The organism is Microvirga sp. 2MCAF35 (assembly GCF_052115545.1).
Lineage (GTDB): Bacteria > Pseudomonadota > Alphaproteobacteria > Rhizobiales > Beijerinckiaceae > Microvirga.
Map to the genome: position 1 here is coordinate 23,752 of NZ_JBFRGW010000010.1, position 12,945 is coordinate 36,696.

Consider the following 12,945-nt stretch of genomic DNA (forward strand, 5'->3'; position numbering starts at 1 on the left):
CCGAAAATTTCATCGCCCTCCGATGCGCGTTTCTGGCTTCCCCTGATTCAGGACGATGTTATCCTCTTATTAAGAATCGGGTTCATGATTCGAGTTTGGGTATTTTCATGACTGGCGATTACGGCTCCAATTCTTTCAATCTCCGCGAGGAGAATTCCTCTTTAGATCAGGGCCACCGGGAGGTCGCTCAGCCAGCCTCGGAAGAGGGTGCTCTCGAGCTCGTCCAGGTCAGCGGCCGTATCAAGTGGTTCGATGTCGCCAAAGGCTTCGGCTTCATCGTTCCCGACAACGGCATGCCCGATGTCCTGCTTCATGTGACCTGCCTGCGCCGGGACGGCTATCAGGCGGCCAATGAAGGGGCTCGGATCGTCGTCGAGGCGGTTCAGCGCCCCAGGGGACTCCAGGCCTTCCGCATTCTCTCGCTGGACGAATCCACCGCCCTGCATCCGTCCGAGCTTCCGCTGCCCCGGACCCATGTCCAGGTGGTGCCGACCAGCGGACTGGAGCCTGCGGTCGTGAAGTGGTTCAACCGCTTGCGTGGCTTCGGCTTCCTGACCCAGGGGGAAGGCAAACCGGACATCTTCGTGCATATGGAAACCCTGCGCCGCTACGGCATTGCAGAGCTGAAGCCCGGCGAGCGTGTCTTCGTCCGCTTCGGAGATGGTTCCAAGGGTCTCATGGCCGCCGAAGTTCGTCTGGCCGACATGGCCCTGCCGCACTCCCATTGATGAGCTTGCCCGTGCTGTCGCGTATCCGGCCTGCGTTATCGGCCCTCGGTCTTCTCGTCCTGATCGCCGGCGCGGCCTACGCGCAGGCGTTCGAGAATCTCTCCATTGCCACACAGGGCGGGCAGCGGCAGACCTTCAAGGTCGAAGTGGCCCGCAACGATGCGGACCGGGCCCAGGGCCTGATGTTCCGCCGGTCCATGCCGGCCGATCAGGGCATGCTGTTCGATTTCGGCCGTACCGAGCCCGTCGCCATGTGGATGCAGAACACCTATCTGCCCCTCGACATGCTGTTCGTCCGCGCCGATGGGACGATTGCCCGAATTGCAGCCAATACCGAGCCGCTCTCGACGCGGACCATTTCCTCAGGGGAGCCCGTGCTTTCCGTGCTGGAGCTGAATGCCGGTACGGCAGCCAAGCTCGGGATCAAACCCGGCGACCGGGTGGAGCACCCGATCTTCAAGCGATAGGCCGATGTGGAGGCCTCCGGCGAGGGCTCCTCAATCCGTAAACCTTGCCCCATAGTGAATGCCGGTCGTCCAGATCAGCCGGACATTCGCCTTCGCGCCCTCCGAGGGAATCCGAAGCTCGAATTCCAGGGGAACGTCCGCGGGCGGGGTGACGACCAGGCGCACGCCGGCTTCCGACAGATCCCAGACCATGCATTCGATCGGCTCGCCGGTCGTCCCGCCGGCGATCCAGCCTTCCATGCAGGCAGGGTAGCGCTGACACGATCGACGCTCCGGTATCCGATGGCTCATGCTTGCGGTCCTGCCTTCGAGGGAAAATCCCTTTTAGACGAGGAAGCTGGTGTGAACATGGTCTTGAGCAGCCCTGCGGGGTTCGGCGCGGACGAGGCGGCCGTGTGCAAAAAAAGAAGCGCCTCCGGACGGGTGGCGCTCAGGTACGATCCGTAGGGGCAAACCTGGACCGGGATTGGGATTATGGCTTAGTCACCGAGGCAGGGAAGAACCTCGCCGCGAATCATGGGAGGTATGGGACACCTCGGAAGAATAGGGCTTTCGGGATGAGTGCCGGCTCTCGTCTCGCTCTGCCGGATCGACTGGAGTGCTCTCGTAAGCCTTGGCCCGAACGACGGGTCTTTTCCTTTGTTCTCCGAGGGAGGAACCTCGCCCTTGCGTATCGGTTCTCAAATCGATAGAGAAACCAAGCTGTTGAGGATAACGGGGTGTAGCGCAGTCTGGTAGCGCATCTGCTTTGGGAGCAGAGGGTCGCGGGTTCAAATCCTGCCGCCCCGACCATCTTCACCGGATGAGTCTTGGAGAGAGTCCAAAACCAATGCCTGCACGGATCTATAAGCCCGCCAAGTCCGCAACGCAGTCCGGGATGGCCCGGACCAAGCAGTGGCTTCTCGTTTTCGAGCAGGACAAGCCCCGTGAGATCGAGCCCTTGATGGGCTGGACGAGCTCGGGCGATACCCGCCAGCAGTTGCGCCTCTGGTTCGACACCAAGGAAGAGGCGATGGCCTACGCCGAGCGTGAGGGCATTGCCTACCGGGTCGAGGAGCCGAAGGAGATCAAGCGGCGGACGATTTCCTATTCCGACAATTTCAAGTTCAACCGCGTCGGGCCCTGGACCCATTGAGGTCAAGGCTGCCGGTCGGATGGCTCCGTAGCTCAGCTGGATAGAGCAGCCGCCTTCTAAGCGGCAGGTCGTAGGTTCGAGCCCTACCGGAGTCGCCATTCCCTCGTCCGCCGAGAAGCAGCCCGGAGACATGGTGTCGGCCTGACTCCCTTGTCGGGCGCGGGCAGACCTGAACCATCGGGGATGGCTCAGGCCTGGAGCACGTAGGTTCCGGGCGCCTGGCAGAGAACCGGGTAGCCTTGGACCGGAGCGCCCATTGTCGGCGGGATTATGGGCTTGCCGGAATGGGAGGCGAGCCAGCGCGCCCATTCCGGCCACCATGACCCCTCGAAACGAGGCGCGATTTTTATCCAGGTATCAGGATCCAGGTAGTGCCCCGAGGCGGATCGCGTCAGCACCTGGAAACTGGCATCTGTCCTCTTCGGATCGGCCACGATTCCGGCATTGTGCCCCCCGGTCGTGAGGAGGAAGGTCACGTCGGTATCGGCCAGGAGATGGATCTTGAACGCCGAACGCCATGGCGCGACGTGATCGCGCTCGGTGCCGACCGCGAAGATCGGTATACGGATGTCGCGGATCGCAATGGGGCGCTCGTCGACGAGGAAGCGTCCTTCGGCCAGGTCGTTGTTGAGGAAGAGCTGCCGCAGGTAGTCCGCATGCATGCGATAGGGCATGCGCGTCGCATCGGCGTTCCAGGACATCATATCGTTGAGAGGCGTCCGCTCGCCCAGCAGGTAGTGCCTGACGAGCCGGGACCAGATCAGGTCGTTGGAGCGCAGAAGCTGGAAGGCGCCGGCCATCTGCCGGGTGTCGAGATAGCCCTGGCTACGCATCAAGTCCTCGAGAAAGTGGAGCTGGCTCTCGTTGATGAAGAGCGTAAGCTCTCCGGCTTCACGGAAGTCGGCCTGCGCGGCGAGCAGGGACAGGGTTGCGAGACGCCTGTCGCCGTCGCGTGCCATGGCGGCCGCCGCGATGGAGAGAAGCGTACCGCCGAGACAATAGCCGACCCCATGGATCCTGCGATGGGGCACGACGGCATTGATCGCATCGAGCGCCGCCATCACCCCAAGCTCTCGATAATCGTCGAGACCGAGATCCCGATCCTCTGCGGTCGGATTCTTCCAGGAGATGATGAAGACCGTGAAACCCTGGTCCGTCAGATAGCGGACCAGGGAGTTCTCGGGCGAAAGATCCAGGATGTAGTACTTCATGATCCAGGCCGGCACGATCAGGAGCGGTTCCGGCCGGACTTTCTCCGTGGTCGGGTTGTATTGGATCAGTTCGATGAGCGTGTTGCGGTAGATCACTTCTCCGGGCGTGACGGCCACTTGGCGTCCCGGCCGGAAGGATTCTGTGCCGACCGGGGGCTTGGAGCGGATGATCCTTTCCCAGTCGTCGACAAAATTATGCAGGCCGTGAAGCAGGTTCTGCCCGCCCGTATCGAGGATGCGCTGCTGCACCACCGGATTGGTCGCGATGGAGTTCGAGGGCGACACCATGTCCAGAATCTGGCGCATGACGAACTCGACCACCGCCTGATGCTGCTTGGTGACCCCATCCACATCGGTCGTGGCGTTGTCCCACCATTGCTGCTGCAGCAGGAAGCTCTGTTGGATAAGATTGTACGGCCAGTGCGCCCACTCCTCCTCGGCAAAGCGGCGGTCTTGAGGAAGGGGCTGAATGCACGGCTCGGTGTTGCCGTCATTGATCGCCCACCGAGAGGCGAACTGCGTCAGCCGGGCCCATTTCCTTGCGGCTTTCGCAGCAAGCTCGACCTGCTTGCCCGGAGAGATTGCGAGATGGACGCCCCAGTCCATGAACGCATCCACAATGGCCGCCGGTGAGAGGCCGGCAGTCAGATGCGCGAGACCGGCATGGGCGGTGTGATCGAGCGCGTCCCGGAGGTGATGGAGTTCGGCATCGTCCCACGATTCAAGGGAGGGGGGCGGCGCGCAGGTTGAAGCGCTCGCCGCGTTGGTACCGGGTGCCAGCACTGGCAGCGTGGCTGGTTGGGAACTGGAGATCTGGCGATCGCTGGATTTGGAGGATGTACGAGCCGGCATTTCACACTCCGGGACTTCTCGCCTTGATAGCGGCGTCAACCGTCACATCATGATCGCCGCTCTGGTCTGTTCCTTGCGGTGGATCAATCGCTCGGTTCCACATCGTTCACATCATCGTCGAGGCAGCAAGGTAAGTCGAGCCTCCCTTTGTACGGACCTCCAATGACATTCGACTTCGGAGTTAACCCACGAGAGGTCCATGAGACATACTGAACAGCTCGCCACGGTCCTGCTGATGCCGCAATTTGACGTGAATCAAGGCAGCGGGATGATGCAGTCCTAAGCTTTGCCTCAAAGGCCGTCCCCTGAGAGGGGCGTTCCATGTCGGGAGGGACAGTTGCTCTACCACATCACCCTTCATCTCGCCCGCAGCAAGCAATTTCCCGAAGGCAATCCGCGCTATGGCTACGAGCTGACCGCGCCGCTCGATGATGGCGGCCACCTCGATCAGGAGGAGTGGGCGCGCAAGAGATCCCTTTGCCGCGTCCGCCGCTTTTGGGGCGACGAGGGCGAGCGACAGGGCGTTCTCATTCACCGGGCGGGAGGCGCTGGTGGCGCAACCTGGATGATAGACTACAACCAGGGGCGGGCCGGCGACGAGGAGGCAGGCTACCACCTCAACCAGCATCGTTTTACTGAGGGCGAGTACGTCACCATCCAGGATGAGGACGAGAAGCCGTATACCTTCGAAATCGTTTCGGTCCGGAATGCCGAGCCGTCGCCAGCGGAAGGACGCCGGTTATGAAATTCCTTGCCATCTGCGGGATCGGACTCGCCCTGGGATCGACGAGCGTCATGGCTCAGGCCGGCCGCATCCAGCGCGGTCAGACTTTCGCGCAGACCAACTGTTCCCAATGTCACGCTATCGGACGGGTGGGCGACAGCCCCATTCCCGAGGCGCCGCCCTTCCGGACGCTGCATACCCGATATCAGATCGAGGATCTGGCAGAGGCCTTCGCGGAGGGCATCACGACAGGACATCCCTCCATGCCACAGTTCCAGCTCGATCCCGCTCAGATCAACGACCTCATCGCATACCTGAACTCGATCCAGGGCTGAAGCGTCGGCCCCAAAAGTGGAGTTGCACTTTTGGGATCCATCCGATGCTCCACTCCTTGAAGAGCGCATCGTTGGGCGCGGAAAATCGGGTCCACTTTTCGCTGACGCAGCCCTCTGGGTCCCCACGATGCTCTAGCCAATCCAGCCAATCCGGCACGCCCTAAGCCTTCGAGCACATCCGATAGAAATATTTGCGGTGATTTCTCAGGCGAATGTCTCCTCCATCCGGGAGCGCAGAACCATGAGTTCCTGAATGTACGGGGCTCGCCGCTCACGATGCAGGCGCCAGAGACCGACGATCATCTCGCTTTTGCGATCTTCATCCGCCTCGCTCTGTCGGATGCAATCGAGGCTTTTCTCATAGGCGAAATCGATGTCCGCCAAATCGGCAAGCACCGTTTGAAGATGAGGGAGAATATCAGGAGAGTAGAAGTCTTGCCTATGCGATACCTTCTGGAAATGCTCGGCATCCGAGTCCATAGCTTCCTCCAACGGTATTCATTCAAGCTTAGCTTTTTCCGGCTGTGCACTTAAGTTAAATCCACGACTTTGGTAGGGATAGGGCAGCGTGACATTACGTGCCCGTCGCGCAGATCGCTCTTCGAATTGACCATGTGAGACATCGACGTCGCGAGCATTGATCCCAATCAAATCGACGGGACGGCTGACGTGGTCATTGATGGTTTGGCAGTCAGTCCGCAGATAGTTGTCACGGTATGTTGCCTCGGAGGCACTCATGATCGGATGGATCGTACGGATTTTGATGATTGCGGCAGGCGTCGTCACCGGTTGGTTCGTCGCCAAGGATGCGCCGATCTTCGGAGTGGCGCAGGTCATGGTGGCTGTGCTCCTCCTCACGTTCGTCGTCGCGATCCTGGCCTTCTGGCCGCACCGATGGACGAACGCCCTGAACCGCTCCGTGAAACATTGACAGTGTCGCGAAGCATCCCTGAAGACGCCCCGGGCGTAAGCCGGGGCGCAGTTTCATCCCGATGCTTCAAGCGGCTCGGTCGACTCGCCCCGAGAACTGTTTCACCTCGGCCGTCGCATTTCGTGCGGCATCGTCCGCCAGCTGCATCGTGAGCTCGGCCATGCGCCGGCTGTTCTCCATGGTCTGCTCCAGATTATCGCGGATCAGCGAGCCTTGAACAGCAACGAAATCGTTCATGGTTCGGCAGCGGGCGAGGGCGTTCAGGCCATCGATATTCGTCTGCATGCGCTTCTGACATAGCGCGAACCATTCGCGGGAGACGTCCTGCACGCCCCTTGCCAAGGTGGTGTTCGCTTGTGCCACGGTCTTGAGATTGCCCGGGCTCTGCTCGCCGAATGCACGAGCCTCTCCATTGGGGCGGGCGTACATCTGCATGGCTTGGCCCGTCGAGCGGCGAGCCAGCTCGGAAAACAGCCCGAAGCTGGCCTGTATGGCCTGCTGCATGGCATGAGCGATGCTCTGAGCGTTCTCAGTCCCGGTCTTCACGGTTTCGGCGAGGTCATCGGACATCCGCTGAACCGTTTCGATCTGGTCGCGCGCACGGCGCGCCTCGAACTGCTTTGTTTCGTCGACCGCTGCCACTTCATCCTCCACCTTCTGGGCGACCGCTTCCGCTTCGTCGTCGCTCAAGACCTTGAGCACGGCCGGGAGAAGTTCCTTTCTGTCGTCGCGAATGTGCTGCTGGAAGACCCTTCTCAGTTCGGCCACCTTGGAGAGAAACTCGCCGGTGTTCTTCGGCATGCGCTCCAAGTCCGTCAGAAGCGTGTTGGTTTCCTCGTTGTCGTCGAGGGCCTGCCGCACGAGGTCGTCCATTCCGTGCCGCCGAAGGACCGGAAGGAGATGCTGCTCCTGCAGGGTCGCCAGGAGCCGCAGCTCCTCCTGGAGGTCAGCGAACAGACGCTCACGGGATTTCACGGCGTTGTCTGAGGTGGCGAGAAGCTTTTCGAAGAGGTCTCGCGCCTTATCCGGAGGCGTTTGGGCCATTTTTCTCATGGTGATGATCCACTTGCAAATATCAGATGAAATGCAGTCCTGCGCGAGCGCGGTCGTCCAGGGGCGGAAGGGCGATGGAAATCGCCTAGTGCTGAACGCCTAACGGCCAGGGAGCAAAGAGGTTCGGCCGTCTCCACAGGACAAAATGGTCCTGCACGGCGAGATCCAGACGCGTATCTTTTTCCAAAAGTGCAATTTGAGCTTCGATGGCCTTGAGTTCGCGCTCAAGCTTGGCGGTCCGACGGTTCTCGGAGGAAGTGAGTTTTCTTTTCTTGGTCTTCATCAAGCACTCCATGGTCCGACGCAGCCTGCGGCATTCTCGAAAGAAGCGGACAGCGTGCGGATGGCCATGTTGGTGCCCCCTGCGATCTGTTCATTCTGTATTTTGGCGGAATGATACCGAAGCGTGCCTGTTCGTCTGTCAGGAAGCCGACACAAGGAAAGAAATTGTTAACACAAGTTAAAATGCCGCAGGCTTGAGGTTGGTACGGAATTCTCGGCCTTTGCGGTCGCGGCGGAACCCGCGCATAGCCGAGATGTTCATGCCTTAGGGTGGAGATCTGCCGGCGGCCGCTCGCCCCATGAACGTCGATGTAGGTCAGTCCCTCAAGGTCTCCTAGCGAATCGTGCGGACCGAGACGGCCGCGTCAGCGAAAAGTGGAGCCGATTTTCCGCTCGAAACGATGCGCCAGCCTGAATGAATCCGGAGGGTCGGGTGGTCAAGCGAATTCTCCTGGTCGTCATGGCCGGCGCCGCTCTAGCAATGGCAGGCTATTTTTTCATGAGTGGCACGCCGCGAAATGCCCCGGCGCCGCAGACGGCCTCCGCAACGCTGCCGATCCCCCAGGTCGGCATCATGGCCGTCCAGCCCGCGGAAGTCCCGTACCCGGTGGAATATGCCGGCCGCGTCTCAGGTTTTCGTGACATCGAAGTCCGCGCTCGGGTGGGCGGGCTGCTGCTCAAACGTGAGTTCGACGAGGGAGCTCGTGTCACACAGGATCAGGTGCTCTTCCGGATCGATCCGGCGCCTTACGAGCTGGCCCAGAGCAGGGCCGAGGCCCAGCTGCAGCAGGCACAAGCGGCCGTCCGTCAGGCGGAGGACAACTTCAATCGGATCGAGCAGCTCGTCCGTCGAGGCGTTTCGACGGAGGCCCAGCTCGAAGACGCCCGCTCCCAGCGCGACCAGGCTCGGGCCGGGGTCCAACTCGGGGAAGCCGAGGTCCAGAACGCCAAGCTGAATCTGAGTTACACCACCATCACGGCGCCGGGAACCGGCGTCACTGCACTGGAATCGCCGCCGGTCGGCGCGCTCATCCAGGCGCAGCAGACGCTTCTGACAACCATCTCTCAGATCGATCCGGCCTACGTGATCTTCTCCTTCACCGACGAGGAGGGCAGGGCCTTTCGCGCCCTGAACGAAAAGCGGGAGAAGCCGATTTCCGAGAAGGATCTGACGGTCGAACTTCAATTCGCCCAACAGGGCAAATATCCGCAGACAGGCAGGATCGACACAGCGGCCCAGCGGGTCGATCTCCAGACCGGAACGATTCAGGCACGGGCGGTCTTTCCGAACCCTGACGGCCTGTTGCTGCCTGGCCAGTTCGTCCGGATACGTCTCATTGGCATCACCTTGCCCGACGCCATCGTCGTTCCACAGCAGGCAGTCAGCCAAGGGCCGCAGGGGCCGGCAGTCTACGTCGTCGGCGAGAACAATATCGCCCAGGCTCGCCCGATCCGCTTGGGTCCCGAACTTGCGACGGGCTGGGTCGTGCAGGATGGCCTGAAAGGCGGTGAACGGGTGATCGTCGATGGTGTGATCCGCGTCAGGCCGGGCCAGCCTGTCAGGCCCGTGGAGATGGATCCGAAAGCCGCGCAGACGACAGCCTCCCCGGGCGGCCAGGCTTCCGGCGGGAGCCGGCCATGATCTCGAAGTTCTTCATCGACCGTCCGATCTTCGCTTCGGTTCTCTCGGTCGCCATCGTGCTCATCGGCCTGATCGCCATGCGGGTTCTGCCGGTGGCGCAATATCCGGAGATCGTGCCTCCCCAGGTCGTCGTTGCGGCCAATTATCCGGGCGCGAGTGCGGAGACCATCGCCGAGACCGTCGCGGCTCCCTTGGAGCAGCAGGTCAACGGGGTCGAGGACATGATCTACATGCAATCGACCTCGACCGGATCGGGAACCATGAGCCTGTCGGTCTACTTCCAGACCGGAACGGATGCCGACCAGGCGACCATCAACGTCAATAACCGCGTCCAGCGCGCAACCGCCGTCCTGCCCGAAGAGGTGCGGCGGCAGGGCGTGACGGTGACCAAGCGGTCCTCCTCGATCCTCCAGATCATCGCCATGTCATCGCCTGACCGGCGTTACGATACGATCTACATCTCCAACTATGCGCTCATCAACATCATCGACGAGCTTCGCCGCACGCCAGGCGTTGGTGATGCATCACTCTTCGGCGCGTCGGATTATTCCATGCGCATCTGGCTGCGGCCCGACAAAGTCGCGCAGTACAATCTCACGCCCGGCGACGTTGCCGCCGCCATCCGCGATCAGAATGCGCAATTCGCGGCCGGGCGCTTTGCGGAAGAGCCGACACCGTGGCGGCAGGCCTTCACCTATTCGGTCACGACCCAGGGTCGCTTCGCCGATCCCCGCGAGTTCGAGCAGATCGTCCTGCGCTCGGACGAGAATGGTGGCGCGCTGCGGCTCAAGGACGTCGCACGGGTCGAGCTCGGCTCGTTGAACTATTCCACGGTATCGACCCTCAACGGGGCGCCGACGGTGCCGATCGGGATCTATCTTCAGCCCGGCGCCAATGCCCTCAGCGTTTCGGCCGCCGTTGATGCGACGATGAAGCGGCTCGCCCAGCGCTTTCCCGACGGCTTGCGCTACGACGTTCCCTACAACACGACGAAGTTCATTCAGGTTTCCATCGACGAGGTGGTCAGGACCTTCGCCGAAGCCATCGTGCTGGTCGTGATCGTGGTCTTTCTGTTCCTGCAGAACTGGCGCGCAACCCTGATCCCGCTGCTTGCTGTTCCGGTCTCGATCATCGGCACTTTCGCCGGCATGTATGCGCTCGGCTTTTCGGTCAATCTCCTCACGCTCTTCGGCCTCATCCTCGCCATCGGTATCGTGGTCGACGATGCCATCATCGTGCTCGAAAATGTCGAGCGCATCATGTCGACCGAGCGCAAGCCGCCACGGGAGGCGGCCATCCAGGCCATGCAGGAGGTGAGCGGACCGGTGATTGCCGTGGTGCTCGTGCTCTGCGCAGTGTTCATCCCCGTGTCGTTCCTGGGAGGGCTGGCCGGCGAGCTCTACCGGCAGTTCGCCGTGACCATTGCGGTATCTGTGGTGATTTCCGGGATCGTGGCGCTCACCTTGACGCCGGCCCTGTGCGCGCTTCTCCTCAAGGAGGGGCACCAGGAGCCATGGCTGCCGTTCCGCATCTTCAATCGGGGCTTCGATTGGGTGATGCGGACCTTCACGTCCGGCACGGCCTTCTTCCTGCGGCACGCCTTGATCGCTCTCGTTCTGATCGCCGGAATGCTCGGTGCGACCTGGTGGCTGTTCGAGCGTGTGCCGGGCGGCCTCGTGCCGGCGGAGGATCTGGGCAACGTCTTCGTGGTCACAGCCCTTCCACCCGCAGCCTCTCTCGACCGCACTCTCGACATCACCGCGAAGGTGAGTGAGGAACTCAAGAACAATCCCGCTGTCGCCGATGTGGTGACGATTGCCGGGTTCGATCTCCTGTCGGGAGCGCAGAAAACCAATTCCGGCGTGTCCTTCGTGACCCTCAAGGACTGGTCGGAGCGAACCGACCCGCGCCTCGACGCGCGCAATCTCGCACCGGCTTTCGCGGGTCTGAACGTCAATTTCCGTGACGGCGTGGTCTTCGGGTTCAATCCGCCGCCGATCACCGGCATGAGCACCACGGGCGGCTTCGAGTTCTTCCTGCAGGACCGCTCGGGCGGTTCTCTCGAAAGTCTCTCCCAGGCAGCCCAGCAGGTGGTTCAGGCCGCGAGAGAGCGCCCCGAACTCTCAGGCGTCTCCACGACGTTCAACACGAACGTCCCGCAGTACCGGATCGACGTCGATCGCGACAAAGCGAAGGCTCTCGGCGTACCGATCTCGGCCATTTTCGACACGATGCAAAGTACGTTCGGCAGCCTTTACGTGAACGATTTCGGCCTGTTCGGGCGGACCTATCGGGTGAGCCTGTCCTCAGAGCCCCAGTTCCGCATGAGCCCGAACGATCTGCAGCACGTGTTCGTCCGCTCCGACAAGGGCAACATGGTCCCACTCAACGTCCTCCTGTCCACCACTCGCATCGTCGGTCCGGACGTGGTAGACCGGTTCAATGTGTTTCCCGCGGCCAAGATCCAGGGCAATCCGGCTCCGGGATATTCGTCCGGTCAGGCAATCGCCGCGATCGAGCAGATCGTCTCCCAAAACCTGTCCTCCGACTATTCCATTGGCTGGACGGGATCCGCCTATCAGGAACTGCAATCGGCCGGGACCGGGTCTCAAGGGTTTCTCCTGGGCCTCATGATGGTGTTCCTGATCCTCGCCGCGCAATACGAACGGTGGTCATTGCCGTTTGCGGTCATCACGGCCGTGCCCTTCGCGGTCTTCGGCGCCATCGTGGCGATCTGGCTCCGCGGGATCGAGAACGACATCTATTTTCAGGTCGGGCTCGTGACCCTTATAGGATTGGCCGCCAAGAACGCGATCCTGATCGTCGAGTTCGCGGCCGAGCGATACCAGGCAGGGGAAAGCGTCTACGAGGCGGCGCTGGATGCGGCCCGCCTGCGGTTCCGGCCCATTGTGATGACTTCTCTCGCCTTCATCCTGGGCGTCGTGCCGCTTGCGATCTCGACGGGTGCGGGTTCCGCAAGCCGTCACTCGGTCGGCACCGGCGTCATCGGCGGCATGCTCGCCGCCACCTTCCTGGCGATTCTCTTCGTGCCGCTGTTCTTTCGCCTGGTGACACGGGAGCGGAAGCCGGCGGACAAGGCGGGCGCGCCCGTCGTGCCTGAACCTGCGCCGGCGCGGGAGGTTTGATCCGCTCAGCGCTTGCGCAGCCTCTCGATGGCCTCCTTATGAGCGGCGGGATCGACATCGTACTCCGCCGCCAGACGCTGGATCTCGGCCTGTCTTTCCTCCAGTGAGAGCCGCGGGTTGAGGCTCGCAATGGCCGCCAGGAAGGACGCTCCTGCGAAAACCGGGTCGCGGCGTCTCGCGGTCTGCTCCCGCTCCTTCTTCAGCTCGGCCTGACGCTGCTTGTAGGTCTCGAGCGGCCCGAACGCCCGAAGGGCACGGTTGCGCAGGGCCTGGATTGGAAGGTCGTGCTCGCCGGCGATATCCGGCAAGGCCTGTTCGGCGTCTTCTCCGGCCATCAGGGCTTCAGCGAGTTCTTCGAGTGCGGATACGAATGGATCCATGGAGGCCCCTTTGAATTCTCTATCGTCAACGGATGGTGATCGATCCGGTTCTGAGCAGT

Annotated in this window: 15 protein-coding genes and 2 tRNA genes; 10 read left to right on the forward strand and 7 right to left on the reverse strand. The window is 61.7% G+C overall.

What is annotated here, in order from left to right; all coding sequences use genetic code 11:
• Positions 1-107: 107 nt before the first annotated feature.
• Together AB4097_RS07365 and AB4097_RS07370 are read left to right on the forward strand one after the other, a co-directional pair.
• Entirely contained in the window at positions 108-728 is a 621-nt protein-coding gene (locus AB4097_RS07365; protein ID WP_442037998.1) for a cold-shock protein, read from the forward strand.
• Positions 728-1,195, forward strand: coding sequence for a DUF192 domain-containing protein (locus AB4097_RS07370; RefSeq protein ID WP_442038000.1), 468 nt, complete (start codon positions 728-730; stop codon positions 1,193-1,195). Before AB4097_RS07365 ends, AB4097_RS07370 begins: the two co-directional genes overlap by 1 nt.
• A gap of 30 nt (positions 1,196-1,225) precedes the next feature.
• On the opposite strand, the gene AB4097_RS07375 is transcribed toward AB4097_RS07370, so the two are convergent.
• Positions 1,226-1,486: a PilZ domain-containing protein gene (locus AB4097_RS07375; RefSeq protein ID WP_442038002.1), complete on the reverse strand. Its 261-nt coding sequence runs from the start codon at positions 1,484-1,486 to the stop codon at positions 1,226-1,228.
• 424 nt (positions 1,487-1,910) lie between these two features.
• Between AB4097_RS07375 and AB4097_RS07380 the strand changes: the two genes are divergently transcribed.
• The 3 genes from AB4097_RS07380 to AB4097_RS07390 all read left to right on the forward strand — a co-directional run bounded on the left by AB4097_RS07380 (position 1,911) and on the right by AB4097_RS07390 (position 2,428).
• Positions 1,911-1,987, forward strand: a tRNA-Pro gene (locus tag AB4097_RS07380).
• 37 nt (positions 1,988-2,024) lie between these two features.
• Positions 2,025-2,330, forward strand: a complete 306-nt coding sequence (locus tag AB4097_RS07385; protein WP_442038004.1) for an ETC complex I subunit — start codon at positions 2,025-2,027, stop codon at positions 2,328-2,330.
• A 21-nt stretch (positions 2,331-2,351) separates the two neighbouring features.
• A tRNA-Arg gene (locus tag AB4097_RS07390) sits at positions 2,352-2,428 on the forward strand.
• 90 nt (positions 2,429-2,518) lie between these two features.
• Here the strand turns inward: AB4097_RS07390 and AB4097_RS07395 are convergent.
• Positions 2,519-4,393 (reverse strand): PHA/PHB synthase family protein, encoded by a 1,875-nt coding sequence (locus tag AB4097_RS07395; protein WP_442038006.1) that lies wholly within the window; start codon positions 4,391-4,393, stop codon positions 2,519-2,521.
• A 337-nt stretch (positions 4,394-4,730) separates the two neighbouring features.
• Here AB4097_RS07395 and AB4097_RS07400 point away from each other — a divergent pair, with 337 nt between their 5' ends.
• Together AB4097_RS07400 and AB4097_RS07405 are read left to right on the forward strand one after the other, a co-directional pair.
• On the forward strand, positions 4,731-5,138 hold the full coding sequence (locus tag AB4097_RS07400) for a hypothetical protein (protein ID WP_442038008.1): 408 nt from the start codon (positions 4,731-4,733) through the stop codon (positions 5,136-5,138).
• Positions 5,135-5,452, forward strand: coding sequence for a c-type cytochrome (locus AB4097_RS07405; protein ID WP_442038010.1), 318 nt, complete (start codon positions 5,135-5,137; stop codon positions 5,450-5,452). The genes AB4097_RS07400 and AB4097_RS07405 overlap by 4 nt, the downstream gene beginning before the upstream one ends.
• Before the next feature lie 204 nt (positions 5,453-5,656).
• Here AB4097_RS07405 and AB4097_RS07410 read toward each other — a convergent pair whose 3' ends face one another.
• Positions 5,657-5,932, reverse strand: a complete 276-nt coding sequence (locus AB4097_RS07410; protein ID WP_442038012.1) for a hypothetical protein — start codon at positions 5,930-5,932, stop codon at positions 5,657-5,659.
• Between the two features lie 18 nt (positions 5,933-5,950).
• Positions 5,951-6,190, reverse strand: a complete 240-nt coding sequence (locus tag AB4097_RS07415) for a hypothetical protein (RefSeq protein WP_442038014.1) — start codon at positions 6,188-6,190, stop codon at positions 5,951-5,953.
• Here AB4097_RS07415 and AB4097_RS07420 point away from each other — a divergent pair.
• The gene (locus AB4097_RS07420) at positions 6,189-6,383 is read left to right on the forward strand and encodes a hypothetical protein (protein ID WP_442038016.1); all 195 of its coding nucleotides are present in this window, start codon (positions 6,189-6,191) and stop codon (positions 6,381-6,383) included. The genes AB4097_RS07415 and AB4097_RS07420 overlap by 2 nt on opposite strands.
• Positions 6,384-6,449: 66 nt before the next feature.
• Here the strand turns inward: AB4097_RS07420 and AB4097_RS07425 are convergent, their stop codons facing one another.
• A complete protein-coding gene (locus AB4097_RS07425) occupies positions 6,450-7,427 on the reverse strand; it encodes a phasin family protein (RefSeq protein ID WP_442038018.1) in 978 nt (325 codons plus the stop codon).
• Between the two features lie 94 nt (positions 7,428-7,521).
• The gene (locus AB4097_RS07430; RefSeq protein WP_442038020.1) at positions 7,522-7,719 is read right to left on the reverse strand and encodes a hypothetical protein; all 198 of its coding nucleotides are present in this window, start codon (positions 7,717-7,719) and stop codon (positions 7,522-7,524) included.
• 432 nt (positions 7,720-8,151) lie between these two features.
• On the opposite strand from AB4097_RS07430, the gene AB4097_RS07435 reads away from it, so the two are divergent.
• Together AB4097_RS07435 and AB4097_RS07440 are read left to right on the forward strand one after the other, a co-directional pair.
• Positions 8,152-9,360 (forward strand): efflux RND transporter periplasmic adaptor subunit, encoded by a 1,209-nt coding sequence (locus AB4097_RS07435; RefSeq protein ID WP_442038022.1) that lies wholly within the window; start codon positions 8,152-8,154, stop codon positions 9,358-9,360.
• A complete protein-coding gene (locus tag AB4097_RS07440; RefSeq protein ID WP_442038154.1) occupies positions 9,360-12,506 on the forward strand; it encodes an efflux RND transporter permease subunit in 3,147 nt (1,048 codons plus the stop codon). Before AB4097_RS07435 ends, AB4097_RS07440 begins: the two co-directional genes overlap by 1 nt.
• A 5-nt stretch (positions 12,507-12,511) precedes the next feature.
• Here the strand turns inward: AB4097_RS07440 and AB4097_RS07445 are convergent, their stop codons facing one another.
• Complete coding sequence (locus AB4097_RS07445) at positions 12,512-12,886, reverse strand: hypothetical protein (RefSeq protein ID WP_442038024.1); 375 nt, start codon at positions 12,884-12,886, stop codon at positions 12,512-12,514.
• Positions 12,887-12,945: the final 59 nt, after the last annotated feature.